Origin of the sequence: Metabacillus idriensis, from assembly GCF_050483325.1 — a bacterium.
In the GTDB taxonomy this organism is placed as follows: domain Bacteria; phylum Bacillota; class Bacilli; order Bacillales; family Bacillaceae; genus Bacillus_P; species Bacillus_P idriensis_A.
In genome coordinates this window covers 14,006-39,051 of the sequence record NZ_JBCMYF010000018.1, presented here as the reverse complement: position 1 = coordinate 39,051, position 25,046 = coordinate 14,006, and the positions used below count along the sequence as shown (strand labels likewise).

The window sequence follows — 25,046 nt, the reverse complement described above, 5'->3', positions numbered from 1 at the left end:
CAGAAGGCCGAGGAAGACTTCGCACAATTTATACCTAAGGAAAAGGAGGGATTCCCATGCCGGAACATTCATTTCATTTAACAGCACATTGGCCTGGCCTTAGAAACGATGTTGGGGAAATCGAAAGCGGAAATTTAAAAACACAGGTGTCGATTCCGCCAGAAATGGACGGGCCGGGTATCGGCACAAACCCTGATGAGATGCTCCTTGGCGCTGCTGCAACCTGCTATATCATTACACTTGCAGCAATGATGGAGCGCAGCCGGTTGGAAAAGGCAGACTTAACCATGACATCAGAGGGAATTGTTGATGTTACAAATGGTGTCATTACGTATAAAGAAATCATTCATCGCCCTGTCATTGTATTAAAAAGCACAGCATCTGCAAAAGATGAAGAGCTTGCAGGAAAGCTCGCTTCTCGGGCGGAGAGCTCCTGCATGATCAGCCGTGCGATTAAAGGGAACGTTAAAGTTAGTCTTGAAGTGAGTATACGCAAAAAAGAAGTCACCGGCTGAGGTGACTTCTTTTTCTGTATAAAACGTGCAGTCTCTTCTTTTTAAGCGTGGTAATAATGCTATATGAAACTTCTTTCCAAAGTGATTCGTCTTCTTTATAGGACGCTGTTAATGTTTGAATCATTTCTGATTGCTTTGTTTTGAAATCCGGGTGCTCTTTATCCGGAAGCGGTTTTCTCATACGGTCAACGAGCTGCTGAATTTTAGGAGCCCGGGGTCCCCAGACGGCTTTTTCATTTCCTTCTTGGTCAATGAAAATGAAGATGGGAATCGCACGGGATGTACCATTTGTTAAATATTGATCCATGAGCTCCAAGTTCGAGTCACGCAGCAAAAAGCGGACATCCATCCCTGCTTCATCAGCAATTTTTAATAGAATGGGGTTATTCAGCATCGCATCTCCGCACCAGTCCTCTGTGAGAACAAGGACACGAAGGGATTGATTGCGGATGCTCTCAAGGATAGATACGTCGTCTTCATCAAGTGTAAATTGCTGATAGATGGTGTTCATTTCTTCCTTATTGACATTCATTTTTTCGATATATTCCTGTGCAGTTAATCCTTTAGCAAACCATGTATTAAGTGACATATTTAAGACCTCTCCCAGGATTGATTTAATGATAACGGTATCAGAATCTCCTGTAAAAATCCAGAAAGTTGAACTGACAAACTAACTTTGTATATTATCGTTATAAAGGAGCTCAGATTCATGTACAAGAATAACCCTTGAATAGCCCTTCGATTTCAAAATTTCACAATATCCGCTTTCATATTTGTGAAAAAGGGTATAAGCTTCATTTCGGTAAATAACGCAGTGTTGCATCTTTTTGCCGCCCTTCATTTTATTTTGATACAAGAAAGACGCAGGAAGCAGCCTGAAAGTTACCAGTTTTTTAAAATAATAGGGACCAAAAGATGATGAGGTTTTCGAAGAGTTTAGTATAATAGTAGTTTGTGAAATACATTAGGCAGGATAATTAAGGAGAGAAGTTCATGTTTGAAAAATATATGACAATGGAAAGTTTGATTCAAATTGCCGTAAGTATCGGGATTTTTGTGCTGTTTATGGTCCTTCGCAAACTTTTCACGAAATATGTATTTAAAATGATTTTGAAGTTCAGCAACAAAACGCCGACTGATATTTTCAGGAATGTTCTGGTTGCTTATGAAAAACCGCTGCGCATGTTTTTTATCTTGATCGGTTTATATTTGGCCATTTTGTATTCGCCATTTTTTGAAAATCAAAGGGATGTTCTGAGTCAATTTTATCGATCCTCTATCGTGATGACGATAGCATGGGGGCTTTACAATTTGACGGCATCTTCATCTCTTTTGTTTGACAAAGTGAATCAGCGTTTTGAACTAGAGATGGATGATATTCTTGGTCCGTTTTTATCAAAGGTCATGCGCTTTCTTATTCTTGCGCTGACATTCAGCATCATTGCGCAGGAATTTAATTATGATGTAAATGGTTTTGTGGCAGGGCTCGGACTTGGGGGTCTTGCATTTGCCCTTGCAGCGAAAGAAACAATCGGCAACTTTTTTGGCGGAATCATCATCATTACAGAAAAGCCGTTTACGCTCGGCGACTGGATAAAGACGCCAAGTGTAGAAGGGATTGTAGAGGATATCTCTTTTAGAAGCACGAGAGTCCGGACATTCGCTCAAGCCCTTGTAACGGTTCCAAACTCAACACTTGCTAATGAGCCGATTACGAACTGGACGAAAATGGGGAAAAGGCAGATTCAATTCACGATTGGAGTTACCTACAATACAACAGAATCTCAGCTGAAAACGTGTGTGAAGAGAATTGAACACATGCTGTCAGAGCATGATGGCATTCATGATGACACAATCAATGTAATCTTTAATGCTTTTGGCGACAGCAGCCTGAATATTTTCTTAAACTTCTTCACCAAAACTACAGCTTATGCTGATCATTTAAGTGTGAAGCAGGATATTAATTATAAGATTATGGGGATTCTTGAAGAAGAGGGTGTAGGTTTTGCATTCCCAAGCCGCACCATTTATGTGGAAGGCGCTAAGCAGGATGCATTAGAAAAAACAAAGCAGTACAGCTAGAAGAGGCTGGGACAAAAGGTTTTCAGCCAAAGAAAAATCCGAACTATTATGTGAAATTCCAACTTGAATTTCGTTTTAGTTCGGATTTTTTTCTTTGGCTTTTTTCATAAGGCTGTTTTCGCATAGATTGTTGTTTTTGATTGCTCTCTATAAATTTGTTTGTTGTGCAGAAAAGTAGAATCAAATGCCCGCTATGATTCCACCATTTTGGTTTTTGCACGGAAAAGTGGAATCAATCGCATGCTATGATTCCACCATTTTGGTTTTTGCACGGAAGAGTGGAATCAATCGCATGCTATGATTCCACCATTTTGGTTTTTGCACGGAAGAGTGGAATCAATCGCATGCTATGATTCCACCATTTTGGATTTTGCACGGAAGAGTGGAATCAACCACACGCTATGATTCCACCATTTAGGTTTTTGCAACGAAAAGTGGAATCAACCACACTATGATCCCACGATTTAGGTTTTTGCTCGGAAAAGTGGAATCAGCCGCATGCTATGATTCCACGATTTAGGTATTTGCACGGAAAAGTGGAATCAGCCGCACGCTATGATTCCACCATTTTGATTTTTGTCCGGAAAAGTGGAATCAACCGAACGCTATAAGAACAATATTCCAGAATGGCAGCTGTAAAATGGAATCAGCCAATTCCCTCTATTCTCCAGAAGAAGTCAAGTTCCTTCCGCTATACCACTTATGGATATAACTTCTTGATCGGCTCTTTTTTAGTCTTTGTTACTGAATGCTTTTAAGTTTGATAAAATAACGGTAGTCGATAAAGAGAGGGAGTCATTTTTTTGAATAAAACCACGATTTTGATTATTGGAGCAGGACGAATGGCAGAATCCATTATATCCGGGCTTGTTCAATCTCCAAACGTAAAAAACATTTATGTATCCAATTATAAGAATAAAGAGAAATTGATTTATTTGCAGGAGAAATATCAAATCATTCCTACTTTCAATTGGAAAGAAGAGATTGAAAAAGCGGATATGGTTGTTCTGGCAATGCCGCCCGAAGCGCATATGGATTTATTGCATGAAATGAAACCGTTCATTCACAATCATTTCATTGTAACGATAGCTGCAGGAATTGGGCCTTCTTTCTTGGAAGAGCATCTCCCAGAGAGTACCCCTGCTGCATGGGTGATGCCGAATACAGCTTCAGAAATAGGCGAATCGATGTCACTTGTCGCATATGGGAAAGCTGTGCTTCAAAATCATAAAAACATGCTGAAGCAAGTGCTTGATGCCATAGGCGAGGCTGAGGAGTGCACAGAAGAGCAGGTTCATCAATTAACTGCAATTACAGGAAGCGCCCCGGCTTTTCTTTATGCATTTTCAGAGAGTTTAATCGATCAGGCTGAATCCTACGGAGTCTCACGTGAAACAGCTGTCATGCTTGTCTCACAGATGCTTGCCGGTTCATCTTCCATGCTGAAAAAGAAGCTTGCTCCAAAAGAACTTAGAGAGCAAGTGACAACACCGGGAGGAGCTACTGCTGAGGGAATAAGAGTCCTTAAAGAAGGCGGATTTGACGAGTTAATTAAACGTGCAGTCATTGCCACAAATAAAAAAGCCATGAGCAAAGGGCTGAAATAGGATAAAAAAGGAGGGAAGGGTCAAGCGCGTTTCGAATTTTTAATGGTTGTTTTCCGCTTACCCGTCCCGTTGCATGCAGGACATGCTTTTTTGAAAAATGGAAGCTTTGACCTGACCTTTCCTTTTCCGCTGCATTTTACACAAATATTAATCATTTTCATTCGCATCACCGTCTGAATTTTCTTACTATTTATTTTATCACAGATGGTCCTTTAGAGTTACTGTCAAACACCCTGAACAGGGGTGTTTTTTTTTGAGAGAGATAAGAAATATAAAATTTTGATCTTCGATGGCGATCGGAATCTCTCAGGATCCTCGGTCAGAACGGATCCGATAGTATTGGCAAAAAGCGCCTTTTCGGTCGGATCCTTATCTGTCATGCCTGCGCTAAACGGGCGTTTGCACTTTTCTTAAAAAATCAGTCATTTAAGCGGTCTTCTGCATCTATATTTTAATATATAGCTGAAATGACAAAGCGTGACTAAAAGGAGGAGGATAAATGGAGCCCCATCAAATGGCCGTCATCAAACAGCACAAAAAGCTGCCAAAGGCTGAAATTGGCAAACGCATGGTGCTGATTTGTTTCGGTGCAGTCTTGATGGCAATAGGTCTGGAAATTTTCCTCGTTCCTAATCGTGTGATAGATGGGGGGATAGTGGGAATTTCCATTATCCTTTCTCATCTGACGAAAGTGAAGCTTGGTATTTACTTGTTTTTTCTGAATGTGCCTTTTTTCTTTATTGGCTACAACCAGATTGGAAAGACGTTTGCGCTATCCACCTTGTTCGGTGTCGGAATTATGTCGGCAGCGACGGTTCTGCTTCACCCTGTTCCTGTGCTGACGGAGGATCTCTTGCTCGCATCTGTATTTGGCGGGATTATTCTCGGCATTGGAGTCGGCCTGGTTATCAGGTATGGCGGGTCGCTTGACGGGACAGAAGTTCTGGCGATTCTATTTAATAAGCAATCTCCTTTTTCTGTAGGGGAGATTATTATGTTCTTTAACTTGTTTATTTTAGGTAGTGCCGGTTTTGTATTTGGCTGGGACCGGGCAATGTATTCCCTGATCGCTTATTTCATCGCCTATAAAACGATTGACGTCGTCGTTCAAGGTCTTGATGAATCGAAATCAGCGTGGATCATAAGTGAGAACCCGGATGAGGTTGGGCAGGCAATCTTGGACCGCCTAGGCCGCGGAGTAACATACTTGAACGGTGAAGGCGCATATACGGGCGATAATAAGAAGGTTATATTTTGTGTTATTACAAGACTTGAAGAAGCAAAGTTAAAATCAATCGTAGAGGAATTGGATCCTTCTGCTTTTTTAGCCGTAGCGAATATAACCGAAGTAAGAGGAGGACGCTTTAAAAAGAAGAGCATCCATTAAATGACATGATTATTAAAAAAACAGCAGGATAACAAAAAAAATTACAAGGTCAGCTAAGTAAAAAGACCCTTATTTACGGATGATTGTTAAATCGTGTCACGCGTGGCTTTTTAAAATGCCAGAGTTCAAAATCCACCTTAAAAGAACGATGTATTTTGTCCTTTCCTTTGACTCAATTCAAAAATAAGTCAAATAAATAGGGATATTTCATTATTTACTAAATTTTAAGTTTAATTATGATATCAATAAAGGAGGAGATAAAATGGGTAAAGGAAGAATTCGTGTGGAAGAAAGTATTAAAGTGCAGACAGATGAGGAAATGTACGAAGCAACTTTAATTGAAAAAGCGGAAGAGGAAGAAGTAAAGTAAAGATCAGCCGTTTTAAGACACCGTGTGAATCCTTGATAATTTTGTCTCTGGTGAATAAAGGCATGAATGAAGATTAATCAGTATACAGGTATGAGCAGCGAGTGAATAAACAAATTTCACGGAAAATAAATTGGGAGATTATCCAGGCGGGTAGTCTCTTTTTTAGTTTGAAGAAAATTCAGATAAAAAGTTTGGCCAAATAAAAAAGAGGGTACGGTTAACCGTACCTTCTTAAGCTGGTTAGAGCTGTGAAGCAAGAACCACAGCACCTTCAGGAGCTTTGTTTCCTGCTTTTGGTTCAATCGTTATGGCTATCGTATCCCAATTCAGCTCGCCTTCCAGGTTCATTTCGTACATGACGGCACCATGTCCGGATGAATCTGGAACGAATGAACCGGCTGCGACTGGCTTTTCATTTTCAATCAGCCAGATTTGATACACTTCGCCGTCTTTCAGCGGCTTTAGCTGTTCCGCCTGAAGGACAACCATCTCTTTAGAATCGTTTTTCATCAGTGAAGCCATCGCCGTTACATTGTTCATTTGCTCATCAACAGGGGCAAGCGCAACTTGCTTTTTCAAATCTTCATAACTGAATGCTGCATCTTTAGGCGGCTCATCAGCCATTTGTGTTAAGAAATAGCCATTACCGAGAAGTGATGCAAAAAGCAAGGCAGCTACGGAAGGAAGAAGAAACTTATTGGGCCTTTTTTCTGCTTTGATTGGAACCATGTTGTCTTTTTTTTCTGCAGTGTGAACTTCTTTTTCTTTGACATAAACAGGCTCAGGCGAGTGATCTGCAGGATCCTCATTCAGGATGCTTCCTAAAATACGCTGCTTCATTTCTTTAGGAGGCTCTACAGGCTCAGAAAGGTAAGGAAGGTCTTCTGTTAAAGCAGTCAATTCTTGAAGTTCTGCCAAACAGTCAGAACAAGACTCCAAATGAGCTTCAAATTCTCTTTTCTCTTCAGCTGTCAGTGTCTCATTAAAATAATCGAATAGTTTATCGCACATTTGGCTATTCATCTATGACCCTCCCTTCTTTGCCCAGCATGCTCTTTAAATGCTTAAGTGCAAGCCGTATCCTTCCCTTGACGGTGCCGAGCGGAATTTGATATTCTTCTGAAATTTTCTGCTGAGTGAAGCCTTTAAAATAAAAGAGCTCAATCATTTGCTGCTGTTCCGTTTTCAGTTTGGAAACAGCCTCTCTCAATATTTCACCCTGCAGAAGCCATTCTACTTCATTTTCGACAGATTGTTCGGAACTTGATACAGAGTCTTTTTCCATGATTTCAACAGTATCGATTTTTTTATGTTTGCGAATCAGATCGATTGCCTGATTTCTTGTGATGGTTAAAAGCCAGGAAGTAAACTTTCCTTTGCTGCTGTCATACACACGGTTTCCATGCCAGAGCTTCATAAAAACGTCCTGCAGAACTTCTTCAGCAAGAGCTTGATCATGAGTGATGCGGCAGGCAAATGAAAAAAGCAGTTTTTCATAACGATCGTACATGATTTCAAGGGCATCTTTATCTTTATTGCGGATTCTTTCATACAATAAAGCGTCGTCGTTTACTGTCATCTCCCAATCTCCTCTAATTTGATCAGACTTTCATAAATTAAAGGATATCATTAATTGTCGCAATTTGAAACTTTGAAGGATAGCCTTTCTTTGTATATAGAATAACGAAATAAAAATGGTTTTGTATCACTTATTACAGAAAAAATGCAAAAAAAATAACCGTCTAATAATAGACGGCCCATTGCTTTTTTATAGATCATCAAATCCGTTATCGATGGAGTTGACTTTCGTATACTGGCGGGACTTTTGTTCAAAGAAATCAGACTTTCCAAGGTCGACTTCTTCATAGGCTTTGATCCACTTCAGAGGATTCGTCCGGTTTTCCATAAAGGGACGTTCAAATCCAAGCTGATTGCATCTGACATTAGCATAAAATTTAATATAATCCTCAACGTCTTTCATATGAATGCCGTCGATTTTATTGCCAATAATAAAACGTCCCCATTCAATTTCAAGAGCTGCAGCTTCCACAAAGGTTTCTTGTACAAAAGCTGCGAGTTCCTCTGTCTGATATTCAGGGTACTCACGCAGAACTTCTTTGAAAATTTTTACAAATAAATCTACATGGATTTGTTCATCCCTGTTAATGTAATTAATCATCGTGCTTGTAGCGACCATTTTTTGATTGCGGGCAAGGTTGTAGAAATAAGCAAATCCCGAGTAAAAAAACAGACCTTCAAGAATGACATCATACACAATGGATTTAAGCAGATTGCTGACATTAGGTTCTTCAGCAAAGGCCTGATACCCGTTTGTGACAAACTCGTTCCGTTTTCTTAAAATAGGCTCGCTTCTCCAATATTCAAATACCTCATCCTGAACGTGCTTTGGAACAATGCTTGAGAGAACATACGAGTATGAATGGTTATGAATCACTTCCTGCTGAGCGAGCATAATCATCAATGCGTTTACGCTTGAATCTGTTATATAGTCTGCAACTTTTCCTGCATAGTCTGTCTGAATGCTGTCAAGCAGGGCAAGCAGTCCGATGATTTTCAGAAAAGCATCCTGCTCATCTTTTGATAATTGCGGGAACTGTTTAATATCTCCGGACATATTAATTTCAAACGGTGTCCAGAAGTTGGCCAGCATTTTTTTGTATTTTGAGTAGGCCCAGGGATAGGTCACATCGTCCCAGTTCAATACATTGGAGCTGCTGCCGTTAATAATGGCCGTGGACCGGTTCGGCGCTCCGGAATCCATAATGGACCTTGTTTTTAATGAATGTGTCATGATTTGTCTCTCCTTTAGCTCGCGCAAGATTCACAATCTTCTATGGCACTTGAAGTAGATCTCACATAATAAGTGGTCTTTAAGCCGGCTTTCCAGGCTGACAGGTGCAGGTTCAGCAATTCTTTCGCTTTTATTGTGTTCTGCACATAAAAGTTAAATGAAACCGATTGATCAATGTGCTTTTGTCTGGCGGCATTTTGCCTGATGCTCCACAATTGATCGATGAAATAAGCCGACTTATAATACCATGTGGTTTCTGGATTTAAATCAGGAGCAGTAACAGGTATTTTATAGTCCTTTTTCTCTTCAGAGTACATTTTTTGGAAAATCGGATCGATGCTTGCAGTACTGCCTGCAAGAATAGAAGTGGAAGCATTAGGCGCCACCGCCATTAAGTAGCCGTTGCGCAGCCCATTTTCCATGACCTGCTGCTTTAATTCATCCCATGGTAAATGTTCTGATGTGTAATTTCTGCTTTCGAAATACTCTCCGGTATGCCATTTTGATCCTTTAAACACGGGGTAAGCACCTTTTTCAGCAGCAAGCTTCATACTTGCCTGGATCGTGTAAAAGGCGATCTCTTCATATAGTTTGTCAGCATACTGTACGGCTTCTTCGTCTTCCCATTTCAGGCGTTTTAAAGCAAGCAGGTGATGCCAGCCAAATGTTCCAAGACCAACAGCACGGTATTTCTGATTGGTGAGTTTAGCCTGCACAACAGGTATGTCATTCAAATCGATCACGTTATCAAGCATTCGGACCTGAATGGAAATAAGACGCTCAAGCACTTCATCACCGGCAGCTCTTGCCAGATTAATAGATGACAGATTGCAGACAACAAAGTCCCCCGGAGTTTTAACGGTGATGATTTTGCCGTCTTCTGTATATTGTTCATCCATCGTCGTAGCGCTCTGATTTTGAGTGATTTCTGTACATAGATTGCTGCAATAGACCATGCCTTTATGAGAATTCGGATTGCTTCTGTTCACTTCATCACGATAGAACATGAAAGGGGTGCCTGATTCCAGCTGGCCTTTCATGATGCCTTTCATAATTTCAATCGCAGGTACGGTCTCTTTAGTCAGATCCGGATGATTGACGCACTCCCAATATTTATCGCGGAATGATCCGTTGCCCTTTCCTTCGTCGTAAAAATCCTCTAAGGAGTACCCCATCACTTTACGGACTTCATGCGGATCAAATAAATGCCAGTCACCGCGGTTTTCCGCCTGTTCCATAAATAGATCAGGCAAGCAGACGCCTGTAAATAAATCGTGAGTTCTTAAGCGCTCATCGCCATTATTCAGCTTAGAATCCAGGAATGAAAAGATATCCTTATGCCACACATCCAGATAGACGGCGATGGCTCCTTTTCTTTGGCCAAGCTGATCTACGCTCACTGCTGTATTGTTCAGCTGCTTCATCCATGGGATGACACCGGATGAGACTCCTTTAAAGCCTTTAATGTCACTGCCTCTGCTGCGGATTTTGCCTAAATAAACCCCGATGCCTCCGCCGGATTTTGAAAGATTTGCAATATCTGTATTGCTGTCAAAGATACCCTGCAGACTATCATCAACAGTATCGATAAAACAGCTCGACAGCTGGCCGACAGGCTTCCCTGCATTTGATAATGTAGGAGTAGCAACGGTCATATAAAGATTGCTGAGTGCCCAGTAAGCTTCTTTGACAAGCTGAAGGCGGTGTTCTGTTTTTTCATTGGCCATAAGCGTCATGGCGATGACAAGATAACGTTCCTGAGGCAGTTCAAATGTTTTTTTATCAAAATCTCTTGCTAAATAGCGGTCCGACAAGGTGCGGAGTCCAATGTATGTAAACAGCTTGTCTTTTTCCGGCTGAATGATTGATGAGAGGCTTTCTATTTCTCCGTCTGAATATGCATTCAGCAAATGAGGATTGTATATGCCCTTATCAGTCAGTGTTTTAAGTAAATTCAGAAACGAATCATATCCATTTTGCTGATTGCGGTTAAACGCAGCTTCCTTATATAGCTTTCTTAAATAAATGCGTGCACAAAAGTAAGTCCACTGAGGTTCAAGCTCACTGATATTGGAGAGTCCTTCGAGAATAAGGAGATTGGAGATTTGGGATGTTGTGCATTCACTGCGTCCTTCGATGCTTTGTACGATTCTTGTGCTGTAAGCATCCAGGTCAAGCTCTTTGAAGCCGTGTCCGATTTCATCTATGAAGTCTCTTATCCGTTTTTCTGAGAATGGGGCTTTTTCAAGTGTCATTTCATTAAAAATAATTGTTGCCATTTTGGTTGCCATTTGACATCCTCCTAAAAAAATAATAAAGCGCAAAGGCTTTAATCAGCTCTTGGTTGTGTGAATGTTTACGCCTAAAAAAAATCCGCTCATGGGATCATGAGCGGATCAAACGATAGAATAAAAGGAAACAAGCAGTCCTGTTATTAACCATCGTTTCATCTCCTCAGTCCCCGAAGAATTCGAAACTATAGCAATCAAATGGCAGGTCTCCTGACTTGTGATCATTCTGCGCTGAGCCCTTCCCATACTTTCATCTCGTACAGTGGTATTCCCAGTTCGTCACACTTACAGTTGCGGGGACAGTTCCGGATTTGCACCGGATTCCCTTTTAAGCCAATAAAATGGCACCTTTGCTTGCTGTTGTTTTTTCAATATGTAGTATTATATTTTAGTGTTATTATCAATATATTGTGTTTGTAGGTAATTTCATCATAATGGACAGGGAAAGAAATTTCAACTGAAATCTGTAAAAAATTCAAATAAAAAGATGAAACCATTTTACAGACCAGCGTGTTTCATCATAACATAGAGAGAGGAAGTTTTTCATTCAATCACTTTTAATAAAATCGATTTATTTCAGAAAACAGCCTTGAATCTAACTAAAGGAGCCTTCAAATGTACATACTTTTAAACGGTGAATTTAAGCAGAAAAACGAAGTGTCCATTGATTTTGAAGATAGAGGATATCAATTTGGGGATGGCGTGTATGAGGTAATCAGAGTATATAATGGCTCATTTTTTGCGATGAAAGAACACATGGAGCGATTTGTCAGAAGTGCAAAAGAGATTAAGATTAAGCTTTTGCATTCAGCAGAAGAATTAACAGGGATGCTGAATGAACTCATCCAGAAAAATCAGGTGCAGGATGGTGCCGTGTATATGCAAATCACTCGCGGGGTAACAGGAAGGAAGCATCTTTTCCCCGGAAAAGACGTTACTCCTCAGATTGTAGCCTATCCAATTCCCTGCACAAAGCCTGTAAAAGAGCAGGAAAGGGGCATTAAGCTGTATCTTATGGAAGATATCCGCTGGCTGAGATGCGATATCAAAAGCCTGAATTTGCTTGGGAATGTTCTCGCTAAACAGGAGGCTTACGAAAATGAAGCATATGAGGCTCTGCTCCATCGCGGTGAGCATATAACAGAGGGTTCGTCGTCTAATTTTTACGGTGTAAAGAATGGGACCATTTATACACACCCTGCCAATCATTTGATTTTAAATGGCATAACCCGCATGAAAGTTGCAGATCTATGCAGAAAAAACGGATTGACGCTTGCAGAAGAGATGTTAAAAGTTGAAGATCTTAAAACGCTTGATGAAGCGTTTATTACTTCCACGACGAGTGAGGTTATACCTGTCAAGGAGATTGATTCCATGAAGATTGGAGACGGGTTGCCCGGACCTGTTGTGAGGGAGCTTCAGAGGCTGTTTGAAGAAATGATTAACAACGAAGAAAAGGTTACTGGATAAGCTCGAATTTTAATAACAAAAAACCGCTTGAAGAATCAAGCGGTTTTCCTTATGCAGCTAATTGTTCCGCAGGCTTCTTTTTGCCTCGCAAAAAACCAAACAAAACACTGAATAAAGGAGACAAGTAGAGGAAGAAAGCGAATGGAATGTACGCTATCACATCAACACCAAGTGTCTGAGCGAAAAAGGCTCCGCTTACTCCCCAAGGAATTAATGGATTGATAAGTGTACCCCCGTCTTCTAAAGATCTTGATAAATATTTCTTATCAATGTCCATTTTTTCATAGACCTCTTTGAACGATTGACCGGGAATTAAAATCGAAAGGTATTGCTCGCCTGTCACCAAATTTACTCCAATAGAAGAAGAAACTGTTGCAAGTATCAGCTGACCTTTGACTTTGATACGCACGATCAATCCTTTTAGAAGGGTTTGAATCAGCTGCATCGTATCCATTAATCCGCCTAATGCAAAAGCAATCATAATTAATGAAATCGACCACATCATCGATTGAAGTCCGCCGCGGTTCAGCATTTTCTGAACGGTTTCCTGTTCAATCTCAAAAGCTGTTCCATTTTGCAGGACATTTAAAAACTGTGCAAAAGAAGCGCCGTCCTGAAGCAGGATTCCTGTAGCGCCTGCTGTCGCAATCCCAGCAGCAAGGGCAGGGATTACAGGGATTCTTGTGATGGCAAGGGAAATTACAATCAGGGGAGAAATTAATGTCCAGCCGCTAATCTGTACGTGCTGTTCCATGACTGAGATAATTTCCTGAATATTTTCTAGTGTTGCATTGTTTATCGTTAAAGTCGTCCCCAAGTACCAAAAAAGGAATGCTGTAATGATGAAGGCAGGGATCGTTGTATTCGACATATGCTTGATATGTGTAAAAATATTAACGGATGCTACTCCTGATGCAAAGATAGTCGTATCAGACATCGGAGACATCTTATCTCCAAAGCATGCTCCGCAAATTACAGCTCCTGCTGCCCACTCAATGGGAACACCTGCTGCAATCGCAACCCCCATAAGAGCCACTCCAACAGTACTCACTGTTGTGAAGCTGCTTCCTACTATTGAAGAAATAATCGTACAGCAAATCAGTGTAAGAATAAGAAGTGAACCTGGGTCGATAAGGTTCAATGCAGCTATCATAACAGTCGGTATGGTTCCACTGAACATCCAAGCACCAATCAGAATACCGATTAATGCAAGGATAATGATAGGCTGAACGCCATTTTGGATTCCTTTTACTAATCCAGCTTCAATCTCTTTCCATGAATATTTATAGATAAAAGCAACTGCGCTTAATAAAACGAGACACAGCATCAGCGGCAGGTGCGGTTCTGTTTTCAAGTAAAATAGACTGATAAATATGATGGCAATCATCGATAGAAAAATCATGACTGCAGCTCCAAATGGAACGGTTTTGGAATGGTTCATAACTTGTAATTCCTTCCTTTTATACTTAAACGCTTTTATGCTTTTGCGCATAAAAGTATTATATCAATCTATTAACTTATGTCAACTGGTGAAATAAGTAAGCATTTAGTCCTCATTTCAAATAGATACCAAATTACTTGCCTTACAAGTCTTTAACTGGCTGGAACAGGGCAAAAATCGGCAGACAAAAAGAAATACTGTCTTTTTTATGTAAGCTTCCTGACTTAGACGTACAACAGTCAAATAAAAAGAAGAGCAGGCGTTAACTGACCTGCTCTTCCTTTTTGTATATATATAATGTATTGTCATCACCGTAATGGAAATGGATATTGTGGCCATTGTTATTTAACACTGGGATCAGGGTGCTGTGATACTCTTCTTCATTAACGTCCTTAAAATGAAGCCTTAAAGCTTGATCTGTATTAAAAACATGCTCGCTTTGGGCTGCAAATTGCTGATAATCTTCAATAGAAGCACGGAGAAGGTTTGGATTAAGGATAAAGTATTCATGAATGTCATATAAAACAATATTTAAATTACTCATAAGCATGTCCTCCTGAATATAGTTAATTTATTTATATCCATAAGGGATGGGAAGCATACAACTCTTTTACAGGTAAATTCTAAAGGAATTCTGAAAAAGACGAATGAGAAAAAACGAATGCAAAAGCATTCGTCCCGGGCAGTGTCAAAAGCTTAGGAAGTCCCTGATCCTTTTAAATATTCCTTGAAAGCAGTCTGAGGCTTTCGGCAGTATCATTGATTTGAGAGATGGAAGATGATAATTCACCGATAACTGAGGTGAAATTAGTTAATTCCTTCTTCGTTTTTTCACTTTGATTTTTATTGTTATTCATAAGATGAACGACAGAATCAAAAAATTCGTTCATATTGTTTGCTTGCTCCGCACCTTTTGAAGTAAGTCGTGCCACCTCATTTACGGAGCCTGCAATGCTGTCTATTTGAGAGTGAATCTCTGATATTAAACTGGATACACCCTGAACCGAATTTTTTGTTTCCTCTGCAAGCTTTCTCACTTCACTAGCTACGACAGCAAACCCTTTGCCGTATTCTCCGGCACGTGCAGATTCTATAGCTGCATTCAATGCAAGAAGATTTGTTTGATCTGCTATTGATGTAACAATTGCTACGACTTGATTGATCTTTTCAGATGTATTCTCTAAGGCTTTCATTTTTATCGAGATATTTTCAGTGCTTGTTTCGATGAAGGTCATCAGTTCATGTTGTTTTTCAAGGTCTTTTTTGCCGTAAGATGCTTCAGTTTCTGCTGAAGAAGCCACTTCAAAGCTTCCGCTTGCAAATAAGGAGATTTCTTTGGATTGAGCATTGATTTCCTGAACAGATGCATTTGTGTTTTCAGTGATGCCAGATAGCATTTGGGCTGTTTCGCTGAGCTCGATTCGGATTGCTTCCTTTTCCCTCTCTGCTTTCATCCGGATTTCCCCATATTCTTTGTCATATGCTTCTAGTACAAGCTGCTGTTCAAAACTGATCATTTTGCTTATGGCTTGAACAATTAACATTAAATCTTCCCTGTTTTCAGCTTTTATCCCGGCACAATCAATCAGTGATTTTGATAACGTCTGCAAGGCAGACATATACCATTTTGCTTCAAGACCGATTTTAACGTGAATATGGGCAATACGCTGTATGCTTTCAACTCTGTTCTTGTCCAGAATACCGCTGAACATTGAACTAATATGGATCTTCAGCGTTTCCTTCAATTTATCAATTGAGCTGTAGCGATTAATGATATCGATCAGACTTTTTTCTAATGCGATGACCCGGTAAAAGTCTTCAACTATTTCTGAAATGTTTTGGTCTATCAGCGGTTTTAATACAAATAAAATGCCTAAATCTTTCTCTGAAAGAGAAATCATCTCAATTTGTTTTGTTAAATCAGCACTGTATGATACATCAAGCTTTGTATTCTCTTTACTGATATTATTTAAAAAATTATTATTATTTATCTCTTTTTTACGGTTGAACAATCCCATTATACGGCTCCTTTTAGATTTATATCGACTCTTATTTTATTATCGGATAAACCTGAAAAAGATTAATGAGAACAAAAAAAACGAATGCAAGGGCATTCGTCTAAAAGGTTATTTTGCAATCAGCACTGAAATGGCTGAATGATGAGATACTTTATCGCTTACTCCCCCGAACAGCAATTTTTTCAGGCCGCCTGAATCTCTGCTGCCCATTACGATTAAATCGGCATTTTTTTCTTCTGCATATTTTAAAATCGCATCCGAAGGAGATCCTGATAAAATTTCAACCTCTCCAGCCGCCTGATTCTCATCCATTTTCATTCTGATTCGTGAAACAATTTCATCTGAGTTGTCAAAATAATCATGCTGAGTATGAGTTTGATCAAGCTCCTGAGAAGGGGGAGGCGCAACCGGATAGTTTTGAAGATTGTCTGTCAAATAGCCATTTGCTGGCGTACTCGGAATAACAGGCTGAACTCCTTTGGTGTGCATCGCATGTTCTTCCTGATAAACGTGCACGACTGTCAGCATCGATTCTAATTGTTTGCTCAAGTCAATTCCTGTTTTTAAAGCTGCCTGACTTTCATCATGTCCATCATAGGCAACGACTATATGTTTAAACGTATTCATCTTCATCAAATCCTCTCTAAGGAAAATGTGTATATAAATAGATACCCTTTTTCAGAAAAAATAATCAATTCTCCCGAAGAAAACGATTACAAAAAAGATTTTTGGATTTGACAGCCACATATTTTCCAAAATAGGCGTACACCTTTGATAATTAGGGTAATAAGTAGAAGCACTAATTTTCTAATTTCAGGGGGTTACTAATGATAAAGTCACTATTCTCAATTAAGGGTGTATTTACGAAGCTCATTATATTCGTTCTGCTGGCAGTCATCCTTATGTTTATGGTACATAATGTAGTCATTGCATCACAGGATGTCAGCAAATTAGAAGAAAGAGCAAATGCGCCAACTATCATTTATGATCAAAACGGCGAGATTGCGAGCAAAATTTCAACCTCTAAAAATGAGTGGATAGATTATGAGGATGTTCCGGATCATTTCTACGAAGCTCTTCAAGCGACAGAAGATCAAAATTTCTATAATCACAGCGGAATAGATTATTTAGGAATTGTCCGCGCCATGTTTAAAAATATAGCAGCTGGAGGTGTAGTTGAGGGAGGAAGCACCCTTACTCAGCAGCTTGCTAAAAACACGCTGCTTACTCAGGATCAAACATTTAAACGGAAGTTTGATGAGTACTTCATTGCGAAAAAAATAGATGAAGAATATTCAAAAGAAGAAATATTAGAACTCTATGTTAATAAGATTTATTTTGGAGAAGGAGCATGGGGGCTGAAAAGAGCAGCCAAAGTTTATTTTGGTAAAGAAGCTGCTGATCTTACAATTAATGAATCTGCCATTTTAGTAGGGCTTATTAAAGCGCCGACAAACTATTCTCCTGTGAAAAACCTTGAAAAATCATTAGACCGCAGAGATGTTGTCTTAAGTTTAATGAAAAAAGAGAAATTCATAACGGAAGCACAAATGAAAGAAGCCAAAAATGAAAAAGTTGTGCTTGAACGGAAGGAACTTGATGAATATAAAGGACGCTATCCCTTTTATGTAGATCATGTCATTGAAGAAGCCATTAAGAAATACGGCCTGACACAAAATGAAATATTAGCGGGAGGCTTTGAGATTCATACCGAGCTGCGTCAGGATATGCAGTCATCTATAGAAGAGGTATATAAGGACGATGCTAATTTTCCTGATAGTAAGAGCGATCAGCCCGTTCAAAGCGGAGCAGTTCTCGTCAATCCTAAAACAGGAGGTGTACAGGCGCTTGTTGGAGGAAGAGGGGAGCATTCATTCAGACAGTTTAACAGAGCAACTCAGCTGAAAAGGCAGCCTGGTTCAACCATGAAACCGCTGGCTGTTTATACACCTGCATTAGAAAACGGAATGGATGTTGATACAAAGCTGAAAGATGAACCGCTCGATATTAACGGATATTCACCTAAAAACTTTGACGGCAGCTATCGCGGAGAGGTTACCCTGTATGAAGCCTTGATAAAATCATATAACGTACCGACTGTTTGGGCACTGAAGGAAATTGGCGTACAAGCAGGCGTTGACGCTTCTAAACGCTTTGGCCTGCCAATTACCGAGAATGACCGTAACTTGAGTTTAGGTCTTGGGGGTCTTGATAGAGGCGTGGCTCCGCTGAATATGGCAGAAGCATACACGGCCTTCCCAAATGAAGGAACCCGCGTTGAGGCCCATGCGATTACGAAAATTGTAGATGTTCAGGGAAATACGATTGCAGAATGGAAAAAGAAAGAAACAAACGTTACAACAAAAGAAATCGCTCAAAAAATGACTCATATGATGCTTGGCGTAGTGAAAGAAGGAACAGGGAAAAAAGCACAGCTTGAAAAACATGAGCTGGCTGGAAAAACCGGCTCCACACAGCTTGGCATTGATGGAATTGATGGAGTAAAAGATCAATGGTTTGTCGGATATACCCCAAATGTAGTTGGAGCGATGTGGCTTGGCTATGATCAAACTGACCAAGACCATTATTTGAATACGTCAAGCAGTGCGACAGCTGCACCGTTGTTTAAAGTGATTATGGATGCAGCCCTGAAAAAGGAGAAACCGGAGGATTTTAATCTGCCTCCTCTCAAGAAATCAGAAAGCAAGTCAAAGAAAAAGAAAACAGACACTTCTAATGAAGAGAGTAAAAAGAAACAAGAAGAAAAAAGAAAGCAAGAAGCTGAAGAAAAGGCTAAACGAGAAGAGCAGGCAAAAATGGAAGAACAAGAACGTTTAAAGCAGGAAGAAAAAGCGAAAGCTGATGCGGATAAGCAAAAGGCTGAAGAACAAAAACGCAAAGAAGAGCAAGCTAAAAAAGAAGAAGAACAGGCAAGAAAAGAAGAGGAAGAAGCTAAAAAAGAAGAAGAACGCAGAAAAGAAGAAGAACGCAGAAAAGAAGAAGAACGCAGAAAAGAGGAAGAACGAAAAAAAGAAGAAGAGAAAAAACCAGCCGAACCTGAAGAACCGGCAGAGCCTCCAGCAGAACCAGAACCGCCAGCCGAACCGACAGAGCCTCCAGCAGACCCGGAGGAGCCAGCAGAACCTCCAGCAGATGGAGCTTCTGATTCAGGGGATGCATCAGGTAATTAACAAAAAGCTGAACGAGATCATACTCGTTCAGCTTTTTTCAGTACAATCATCTGCATTGCCTTTTCGTGACAAGCGTCAATTTTGTGAGCTGCGGAAGTTTCTCATTCGGGCTGCAAATCGGTTTAACACACGAACTTTGTGTTTGAGAGGTAATTTGGAGCTGCAAAACAGGACGATTGTCTGTTTCTTTACTCTATAGGCACGGAACAGCTTTATTATAAAAACAAAAAACACACCCTGCTGCGCAGGGTGCGGAGAAAATTATTCGTTCAAATGCCTATTGAAACATTGGTAAAATATAAGTAATTAAAAACCAGATAATACCGAAGAATATAACCAGATATGCCGCATATTTAATAAAGGTAGCTCCAAGAAGGCTGTTATTTGTTTTGTGCTCTTCTTTTCTCTCAACATTCACTTGTTTATGTTCAGACATAAGGTTCCTCTCCCTTGTATATCTTTAAATTACATAACTACATTAAGAAGCCAGCCAATAACTACGATTGCTCCAATAACGATTAATATAGTTCTGATCATAAGTCATAATCTCCCTTTCTCTGTTGTAATGTAAGTAAGCCATACTCCCTTTATCATTTGTAAGGGATCACTGATTTTATACCTTTACTTTTTCAGCAGTGTTTAAGAAATTCGTTGTAAATCTTGATTCAGTTGAACAAATGGCGTCCATTTCAGCCAAGATCTCACTCGGGTTATCCCCATCTATGAGAACTTTAATCTGATTGGAACCAGAAGTCATCAGAAAGAAAGTAATCAAAGAAGGAAACTTTGAGGCATCAACGATGCTTCGTTTTCCAGCTAAGAAGTACACCTTTCCTGAATAGTTTTTTGCGAGCTGATTTAGACTGATAATTTGATCCATTCGGAATTGATCCTGGGTACATAGACTAGTGGAAACTAACTGGCTCATTGTTTTCCTCCTTCAATTTTCCTTATTTCTGTTGTTTGTTACAGTTCTTTACCTTGTTTTTAGTTTTTTGAAACATCCTGAAGGTGAAAATAGTGATATGTGCCTATAAATCACTTTTTTTATGGGGGTCAACTTCTCAAATCCAGTTGTAAAGATACAGGAGGAAAGCGAAATTCATGAAATCCATCTTAATACTCCTTACCTTCATAGCCCAAACTGCTGCACTTATTTTTCTGTTTTTAAATATGAAATTGGCTGTTATCTTTTTTCTGATTCACTTATTATCAATTTGTTTATTATTCAGCCTGCTGATTCAGGCCAGGATGAAAGAAAAAAAGGAGGATGATGAACGTGATTATCGTAACTACTGACTTCGTTCCAGGAAAAGAAATTAAAGAACTTAAAGGGTTTGTCAGAGGAACAACCGTGCAAACGAAACATATTGGAAAAGATTTAATGGCGGGGCTGAAAACAATTGTAGGAGGAGAAATTTCTGAATATACTGAGATGATGGAGGAAGCAAGACAAAAGGCGATCGGGCGGATGGCTGAGGATGCAAGAAATAAAGGGGCAAATGCGATTATTGGGATGAGACTGCAAAGCTCTGCTGTTATGCAGAATGCGTCTGAAATTATTGCTTATGGAACGGCTGTGTTTATTGAAGAATAAAAATTGCAGGCTAACCAGAAAATAAGGAAAAATCCCAATTGACAAAATAATGAAAAAGATGGTAATCTATCTAAGGATTAAACTAAAAATTTGGTAAAGGAGGGGTTTGACATGAAAAAATTAATTGTGATTGCGTATGATCGAAGCGTGCTTTCTTGTGCAGCCCCGCCATACCTTTATACCGTTTAGAGAGATCAGTCTCTGAATATAAAAAGGAAAAGGCACAGGGGTATGCTGCATTGTATACTTCTGTGCCTTTTTACGTTTGATTGTAAAAAGGCAGACCCCGGCATGCGGAGGTTTGCCTTTTTTATATAAATTAAATCTTAAGGGAGGAAGCAGGTATGTTTGTAATGATGATGAAAACAGAGAAATTGATGAAAAAAGGAGATCCAGACAGCGGTTAGCAAGATAAGGTCAAGTAGACAAAGGAGATGATCAGATGTTCTCGGTGTTAGTGAAGTTAGGCTGGTTTTTTAAAAAGTATTGGAAGCGGTATACGGCTGCGATCGTATTGCTTTTAGTTGTAAATGTTCTTGAAATTATTCCCCCAAAACTGCTTGGGAATGCGATAGATGATATTCAGGTTGGGCAATTCTCGAGTGAACTGCTTGTTCAATATATTGTGTTGTTTATTGGGCTCGGTGTACTTGTATATATTTTATCTTACTTTTGGATGTACAATTTATTTGGCGGGGCTCATCTCGCTGAAAGAATCCTAAGGTCAAAACTAATGGGGCAATTCATAGTTATGACACCGCGCTTTTATGAGAAAAACAGAACGGGAGATCTAATGGCCCGGGCTACAAATGATTTGAAGGCCATCTCAACGACTGCCGGATTTGGGATCTTGACATTGGTTGACTCAAGCATGTTCATGCTGACGATTCTGTTGACAATGGGAATACTTATCAGCTGGAAACTTACATTTGCCGCGATCCTGCCTTTGCCAATTATGGCGGTTGCGATGGGAATCTACGGCAAAAAAATTCATGCAAGATTCATGGCGGCTCAGGACTCATTCGGCGATATGAATGATCAGGTGCTTGAGTCAGTTGCTGGCGTGCGTGTGATTCGTGCATACGTTCAGGAAAAAGCGGATGTAAACCGGTTTAATACCTTAACGGATGATGTTTTCAAGAAAAATGTCAGTGTAGCTAAAATTGACGCATTATTTGAACCGACAATGAAATTGCTTGTCGGAATCAGTTATTTAATTGGGCTTGGATATGGAGCCTATTTAGTATTCCATAATGAAATTACCCTTGGTGAACTGGTGTCCTTTAACGTATATCTTGGAATGATGATCTGGCCGATGTTTGCCATAGGTGAACTGATCAATATCATGCAGCGCGGTAATGCATCACTTGACCGGATCAACGAAACACTATCTTATGAAGCAGATGTAAAAAATCACGATCAGCCGGAGGATATTGTTTCACCTAATAAGATTGAATTTAAAGATGTATCCTTTCAGTATCCTTCTTCTGAAGTAGAGAACTTAAAACATGTCAGTTTTACAATAAATAGAGGGGACACTATCGGGATTGTCGGCAAAACCGGCAGCGGCAAAACAACAATCGTTAAACAGCTGCTCAGACAATACCCGGCTGGCAGCGGGGAAATCACAATGTCCGGGGTTCAAATTGAGAAGATTCCTCTTGAAACATTGCAGCGCTTTATAGGCTATGTTCCTCAAGATCATGTGCTGTTTTCAAGAACAGTGAGAGAGAATATCTTATTCGGAAAGAAAGAGGGATCAGAAGCAGAGCTTAATAAAGCGATTGACCTTGCTTTTTTCAGAAAAGATCTTGAAATGCTGCCGGATGGCTTAAATACATTAGTAGGGGAAAAGGGAGTTGCATTATCTGGCGGTCAAAAACAGCGCATCTCCATTGCACGTGCGCTTTTGATCAACCCGGAAATTCTGATATTAGATGATTCCCTGTCAGCTGTTGATGCAAAAACGGAAACGGCGATCATTTCAAATATTAGAAATGAGCGGTCCGGGAAGACTACATTCATTACGACACACCGGCTGTCTGCTGTCGAACACGCAGACTGGATTCTCGTGCTTGATGAAGGGAAAATTATTGAAGAAGGCAGGCACAGCACGCTGCTTGCAAATAACGGCTGGTATAAAGAGCAATATGAACGCCAGCAAATTGAAGCTGAAAACGAAGGCGGGGTGGGAGCATGAGCACTGGAAAAAGACTGATCCGCTATGCTGCCCTTTATAAAAGAACATTAATACTTGCTCTAATCATGCTTGCTGTTGCAGTCGGGGCAGAGCTTACAGGACCATTTATTGCAAAAAAAATGATCGATGACCACATATTGGGCATTGAAAAGAAGTGGCATGAAACAGCAGATGGAGAAAATGCTGTAGCCTACAAAGGATCCTGGTATAAACGCGAGGATTACTTTGAACCTGGTGAAGAAAAAGGCAAAGAAGTTCACATTCTGCAAGTGCAGCGCGACTATTATTTCATACCTGGTGAAATTCAGTTTGATGGAGACAGAAGAGCTGCTGGCAATTCGGTCATTATTGAACGCGGGACAGATTCTGCTTCTTATACAGGCAGCATGCTGACTTCTGAACAGCTGTTTACGTTTTATCAGCCTGAAATTAAAGGGCTCATCACTTTGATTGCCATTTATTTTGGTTTACTGGTTTTTGCTTCATTTTTTCACTATGGACAGCGGTACTTTCTGCAAATTACATCAAACCGCATCATTCAAAAGATGCGCCAGGATGTATTTGAGCATATACAGCGCTTGCCGGTTGTTTATTTTGATAATCTTCCGGCAGGGAAAGTTGTTGCAAGAATTACAAATGATACAGAAGCTATCAGAGAATTGTTTGTAGCTGTGCTGTCTACATTCTTTACAAGTGCCATCTATATTACCGGTATTTTCATTGCTTTATTCCTGCTTGATGCAAAACTTGCATTCATCTGTATGGTCATCCTGCCGATTCTTGTCGTCTGGAGCATTGTATATCGAAAATACGCATCAACCTACAATCATAAGATTCGTTCCCTTGTCAGCGATATTAATGGAACAATCAATGAATCCATTCAGGGAATGACGATTATTCAGGCTTTCCGCAGACAGGAAGAAACGAAAGCGGAATTTGAAGAATTAAACGCATCCCATTTTCACTATCAGAATAAACTGCTGAGCCTGAACTCCCTGCTGTCGCATAATATGGTAGGTTTTATGAGAAACTGTGCGTTCGTGGCGCTTATCTGGTATTTTGGAGGAGCCTCTTTAGGCGTTGGTTCAATGGTTTCAATAGGCGTTCTTTATGCATTCGTTGATTATTTAAACAGGCTTTTTCAGCCAATCACAGGGATTGTGAATCAATTCGCCCAGCTTGAAACAGCTCGTGTTGCGTCTGAGAGAGTGTTTAGCCTGCTTGATGAAAAAGGAACAGATGTGAGCGAGATAGAAGAACCTCGCTATAAAGGAAATGTGGCATTTGAAAATGTATGGTTCGGCTATAAAGAAGGCGAGTATGTTTTAAAAAATATTGATTTTGAAGCAAAACAGGGTGAGACCGTAGCATTAGTCGGGCACACCGGTTCAGGTAAAAGTTCGATTATGAATTTGCTGTTTCGTTTTTACGACATTAAAGAAGGCAAAATCACAATCGACGGCAAAGATATCTTATCCATGCCGCGCCAGGCAGTCAGAGAGCATATGGGGATTGTGCTTCAGGATCCATTTTTGTTTACAGGAACGATTGCTTCAAATGTAAGCCTTGATAATCCGGATATCACCAGAGAACAAGTGGAAAAAGCATTAAATGATGTAGGTGCAGATCAATTGCTGAAGCATCTGCCGCTTGGGTTTGATGAGCCAGTCATCGAAAAAGGCAGCACGCTCTCCTCAGGACAGCGCCAGCTGATCTCATTTGCAAGGGCGCTTGCTTATGATCCGGCCATTCTCATATTAGATGAAGCTACGGCAAGCATTGATACAGAAACAGAAGCTGTCATTCAAGATGCACTTGAAGTCCTTAAAAAAGGCAGAACAACGTTTATCATTGCCCATCGGCTTTCTACTATTAAGAATGCAGATCAAATACTTGTCCTTGACCGCGGTGAAATAGCGGAGCGGGGCAATCACGATGAACTAATGAAACAAAAAGGAAAGTACTATCAAATGTATGAACTGCAGCAGGGAAAGCAGAATACCCTTGCAGGATAAGAAAACCACGTGCCTGATATAGCCAAGGCACGTGGTTTTTTTTCTAAGAA

Annotated in this window: 22 protein-coding genes and 1 riboswitch; of the genes, 11 read left to right on the top strand and 11 right to left on the bottom strand. The window is 40.1% G+C overall.

Annotated features, from left to right (window positions below):
* The first annotated feature begins 56 nt into the window (after positions 1–56).
* A complete protein-coding gene (locus tag ABEQ24_RS11665; protein WP_430006961.1) occupies positions 57–515 on the top strand; it encodes an OsmC family protein in 459 nt (152 codons plus the stop codon).
* Here the strand turns inward: ABEQ24_RS11665 and ABEQ24_RS11660 are convergent.
* The gene (locus tag ABEQ24_RS11660) at positions 505–1,104 is read right to left on the bottom strand and encodes a thioredoxin family protein (protein ID WP_430006960.1); all 600 of its coding nucleotides are present in this window, start codon (positions 1,102–1,104) and stop codon (positions 505–507) included. The two genes, ABEQ24_RS11665 and ABEQ24_RS11660, sit on opposite strands and share 11 nt — an antisense overlap.
* A 404-nt stretch (positions 1,105–1,508) precedes the next feature.
* Between ABEQ24_RS11660 and ABEQ24_RS11655 the strand changes: the two genes are divergently transcribed.
* The 4 genes from ABEQ24_RS11655 to ABEQ24_RS11640 all read left to right on the top strand — a co-directional run bounded on the left by ABEQ24_RS11655 (position 1,509) and on the right by ABEQ24_RS11640 (position 5,961).
* Positions 1,509–2,597, top strand: coding sequence for a mechanosensitive ion channel family protein (locus ABEQ24_RS11655; protein ID WP_430006959.1), 1,089 nt, complete (start codon positions 1,509–1,511; stop codon positions 2,595–2,597).
* 803 nt (positions 2,598–3,400) lie between these two features.
* The gene (gene proC, locus ABEQ24_RS11650; RefSeq protein ID WP_430006958.1) at positions 3,401–4,204 is read left to right on the top strand and encodes a pyrroline-5-carboxylate reductase; all 804 of its coding nucleotides are present in this window, start codon (positions 3,401–3,403) and stop codon (positions 4,202–4,204) included.
* A 499-nt stretch (positions 4,205–4,703) separates the two neighbouring features.
* Positions 4,704–5,591, top strand: a complete 888-nt coding sequence (locus ABEQ24_RS11645) for a YitT family protein (protein WP_430006957.1) — start codon at positions 4,704–4,706, stop codon at positions 5,589–5,591.
* A 262-nt stretch (positions 5,592–5,853) separates the two neighbouring features.
* Positions 5,854–5,961, top strand: a complete 108-nt coding sequence (locus tag ABEQ24_RS11640) for a YhdX family protein (protein ID WP_223440064.1) — start codon at positions 5,854–5,856, stop codon at positions 5,959–5,961.
* A gap of 240 nt (positions 5,962–6,201) precedes the next feature.
* On the opposite strand, the gene ABEQ24_RS11635 is transcribed toward ABEQ24_RS11640, so the two are convergent.
* The 4 genes from ABEQ24_RS11635 to ABEQ24_RS11620 form a co-directional block, all read right to left on the bottom strand.
* Positions 6,202–6,984: an anti-sigma factor domain-containing protein gene (locus ABEQ24_RS11635; protein ID WP_430006956.1), complete on the bottom strand. Its 783-nt coding sequence runs from the start codon at positions 6,982–6,984 to the stop codon at positions 6,202–6,204.
* Positions 6,977–7,540, bottom strand: a complete 564-nt coding sequence (locus tag ABEQ24_RS11630) for an RNA polymerase sigma factor (protein ID WP_430006955.1) — start codon at positions 7,538–7,540, stop codon at positions 6,977–6,979. Before ABEQ24_RS11630 ends, ABEQ24_RS11635 begins: the two co-directional genes overlap by 8 nt.
* Positions 7,541–7,729: 189 nt before the next feature.
* Entirely contained in the window at positions 7,730–8,773 is a 1,044-nt protein-coding gene (locus tag ABEQ24_RS11625; protein WP_430006954.1) for a ribonucleotide-diphosphate reductase subunit beta, read from the bottom strand.
* 14 nt (positions 8,774–8,787) lie between these two features.
* A complete protein-coding gene (locus ABEQ24_RS11620) occupies positions 8,788–11,064 on the bottom strand; it encodes a ribonucleoside-diphosphate reductase subunit alpha (RefSeq protein ID WP_430006953.1) in 2,277 nt (758 codons plus the stop codon).
* 183 nt (positions 11,065–11,247) lie between these two features.
* Positions 11,248–11,430, bottom strand: a riboswitch (cobalamin riboswitch).
* A 249-nt stretch (positions 11,431–11,679) separates the two neighbouring features.
* Between ABEQ24_RS11620 and dat the strand changes: the two genes are divergently transcribed.
* Positions 11,680–12,534 carry a D-amino-acid transaminase gene (dat, locus tag ABEQ24_RS11615; RefSeq protein ID WP_430006952.1) on the top strand — a complete coding sequence of 285 codons (855 nt, stop codon included), beginning with the start codon at positions 11,680–11,682 and terminating at the stop codon, positions 12,532–12,534.
* A 49-nt stretch (positions 12,535–12,583) separates the two neighbouring features.
* On the opposite strand, the gene nhaC is transcribed toward dat, so the two are convergent.
* The 4 genes from nhaC to ABEQ24_RS11595 form a co-directional block, all read right to left on the bottom strand.
* Positions 12,584–13,975, bottom strand: a complete 1,392-nt coding sequence (gene nhaC / locus ABEQ24_RS11610) for a Na+/H+ antiporter NhaC (RefSeq protein WP_430006951.1) — start codon at positions 13,973–13,975, stop codon at positions 12,584–12,586.
* A gap of 262 nt (positions 13,976–14,237) precedes the next feature.
* Positions 14,238–14,519 (bottom strand): hypothetical protein, encoded by a 282-nt coding sequence (locus ABEQ24_RS11605; RefSeq protein ID WP_430006950.1) that lies wholly within the window; start codon positions 14,517–14,519, stop codon positions 14,238–14,240.
* A gap of 172 nt (positions 14,520–14,691) precedes the next feature.
* Positions 14,692–15,993 carry a methyl-accepting chemotaxis protein gene (locus tag ABEQ24_RS11600; RefSeq protein WP_430006949.1) on the bottom strand — a complete coding sequence of 434 codons (1,302 nt, stop codon included), beginning with the start codon at positions 15,991–15,993 and terminating at the stop codon, positions 14,692–14,694.
* A gap of 108 nt (positions 15,994–16,101) precedes the next feature.
* On the bottom strand, positions 16,102–16,620 hold the full coding sequence (locus tag ABEQ24_RS11595) for a universal stress protein (protein WP_430006948.1): 519 nt from the start codon (positions 16,618–16,620) through the stop codon (positions 16,102–16,104).
* A gap of 200 nt (positions 16,621–16,820) precedes the next feature.
* Here ABEQ24_RS11595 and ABEQ24_RS11590 point away from each other — a divergent pair, with 200 nt between their 5' ends.
* Positions 16,821–19,184, top strand: coding sequence for a transglycosylase domain-containing protein (locus ABEQ24_RS11590; RefSeq protein ID WP_430006947.1), 2,364 nt, complete (start codon positions 16,821–16,823; stop codon positions 19,182–19,184).
* Positions 19,185–19,461: 277 nt separating this feature from the next.
* On the opposite strand, the gene ABEQ24_RS11585 is transcribed toward ABEQ24_RS11590, so the two are convergent.
* Positions 19,462–19,620, bottom strand: coding sequence for a hypothetical protein (locus ABEQ24_RS11585; protein ID WP_165970973.1), 159 nt, complete (start codon positions 19,618–19,620; stop codon positions 19,462–19,464).
* A gap of 177 nt (positions 19,621–19,797) precedes the next feature.
* Entirely contained in the window at positions 19,798–20,112 is a 315-nt protein-coding gene (locus ABEQ24_RS11580; protein WP_430006946.1) for a hypothetical protein, read from the bottom strand.
* A gap of 176 nt (positions 20,113–20,288) precedes the next feature.
* Between ABEQ24_RS11580 and ABEQ24_RS11575 the strand changes: the two genes are divergently transcribed.
* The 4 genes from ABEQ24_RS11575 (at position 20,289) to ABEQ24_RS11560 (ending at position 24,996) form a co-directional block, all read left to right on the top strand.
* Positions 20,289–20,483 carry a hypothetical protein gene (locus tag ABEQ24_RS11575; protein ID WP_430006945.1) on the top strand — a complete coding sequence of 65 codons (195 nt, stop codon included), beginning with the start codon at positions 20,289–20,291 and terminating at the stop codon, positions 20,481–20,483.
* On the top strand, positions 20,464–20,781 hold the full coding sequence (locus ABEQ24_RS11570) for a YbjQ family protein (protein ID WP_430006944.1): 318 nt from the start codon (positions 20,464–20,466) through the stop codon (positions 20,779–20,781). Before ABEQ24_RS11575 ends, ABEQ24_RS11570 begins: the two co-directional genes overlap by 20 nt.
* A gap of 442 nt (positions 20,782–21,223) precedes the next feature.
* The gene (locus ABEQ24_RS11565; protein ID WP_430006943.1) at positions 21,224–22,981 is read left to right on the top strand and encodes an ABC transporter ATP-binding protein; all 1,758 of its coding nucleotides are present in this window, start codon (positions 21,224–21,226) and stop codon (positions 22,979–22,981) included.
* Positions 22,978–24,996: an ABC transporter ATP-binding protein gene (locus ABEQ24_RS11560; RefSeq protein WP_430006942.1), complete on the top strand. Its 2,019-nt coding sequence runs from the start codon at positions 22,978–22,980 to the stop codon at positions 24,994–24,996. The genes ABEQ24_RS11565 and ABEQ24_RS11560 overlap by 4 nt, the downstream gene beginning before the upstream one ends.
* The last annotated feature ends 50 nt before the right edge of the window (positions 24,997–25,046 follow it).

Bases quoted from the DNA above. Each gene is read 5' to 3' on its own strand.
- ABEQ24_RS11585 (WP_165970973.1), bottom strand. From the start codon at position 19,620: ATGTCTGAACATAAACAAGTGAATGTTGAGAGAAAAGAAGAGCACAAA.
- ABEQ24_RS11635 (WP_430006956.1), bottom strand. From the start codon at position 6,984: ATGAATAGCCAAATGTGCGATAAACTATTCGATTATTTTAATGAGACA.
- ABEQ24_RS11645 (WP_430006957.1), top strand. From the start codon at position 4,704: ATGGAGCCCCATCAAATGGCCGTCATCAAACAGCACAAAAAGCTGCCA.
- ABEQ24_RS11665 (WP_430006961.1), top strand. From the start codon at position 57: ATGCCGGAACATTCATTTCATTTAACAGCACATTGGCCTGGCCTTAGA.
- ABEQ24_RS11600 (WP_430006949.1), bottom strand. From the start codon at position 15,993: ATGGGATTGTTCAACCGTAAAAAAGAGATAAATAATAATAATTTTTTA.
- ABEQ24_RS11605 (WP_430006950.1), bottom strand. From the start codon at position 14,519: ATGAGTAATTTAAATATTGTTTTATATGACATTCATGAATACTTTATC.
- ABEQ24_RS11660 (WP_430006960.1), bottom strand. From the start codon at position 1,104: ATGTCACTTAATACATGGTTTGCTAAAGGATTAACTGCACAGGAATAT.
- ABEQ24_RS11560 (WP_430006942.1), top strand. From the start codon at position 22,978: ATGAGCACTGGAAAAAGACTGATCCGCTATGCTGCCCTTTATAAAAGA.
- dat (WP_430006952.1), top strand. From the start codon at position 11,680: ATGTACATACTTTTAAACGGTGAATTTAAGCAGAAAAACGAAGTGTCC.
- ABEQ24_RS11575 (WP_430006945.1), top strand. From the start codon at position 20,289: ATGAAATCCATCTTAATACTCCTTACCTTCATAGCCCAAACTGCTGCA.
- ABEQ24_RS11620 (WP_430006953.1), bottom strand. From the start codon at position 11,064: ATGGCAACCAAAATGGCAACAATTATTTTTAATGAAATGACACTTGAA.
- ABEQ24_RS11625 (WP_430006954.1), bottom strand. From the start codon at position 8,773: ATGACACATTCATTAAAAACAAGGTCCATTATGGATTCCGGAGCGCCG.
- ABEQ24_RS11590 (WP_430006947.1), top strand. From the start codon at position 16,821: ATGATAAAGTCACTATTCTCAATTAAGGGTGTATTTACGAAGCTCATT.
- ABEQ24_RS11595 (WP_430006948.1), bottom strand. From the start codon at position 16,620: ATGAATACGTTTAAACATATAGTCGTTGCCTATGATGGACATGATGAA.
- ABEQ24_RS11630 (WP_430006955.1), bottom strand. From the start codon at position 7,540: ATGACAGTAAACGACGACGCTTTATTGTATGAAAGAATCCGCAATAAA.
- ABEQ24_RS11655 (WP_430006959.1), top strand. From the start codon at position 1,509: ATGTTTGAAAAATATATGACAATGGAAAGTTTGATTCAAATTGCCGTA.
- nhaC (WP_430006951.1), bottom strand. From the start codon at position 13,975: ATGAACCATTCCAAAACCGTTCCATTTGGAGCTGCAGTCATGATTTTT.
- ABEQ24_RS11565 (WP_430006943.1), top strand. From the start codon at position 21,224: ATGTTCTCGGTGTTAGTGAAGTTAGGCTGGTTTTTTAAAAAGTATTGG.
- ABEQ24_RS11640 (WP_223440064.1), top strand. From the start codon at position 5,854: ATGGGTAAAGGAAGAATTCGTGTGGAAGAAAGTATTAAAGTGCAGACA.
- ABEQ24_RS11580 (WP_430006946.1), bottom strand. From the start codon at position 20,112: ATGAGCCAGTTAGTTTCCACTAGTCTATGTACCCAGGATCAATTCCGA.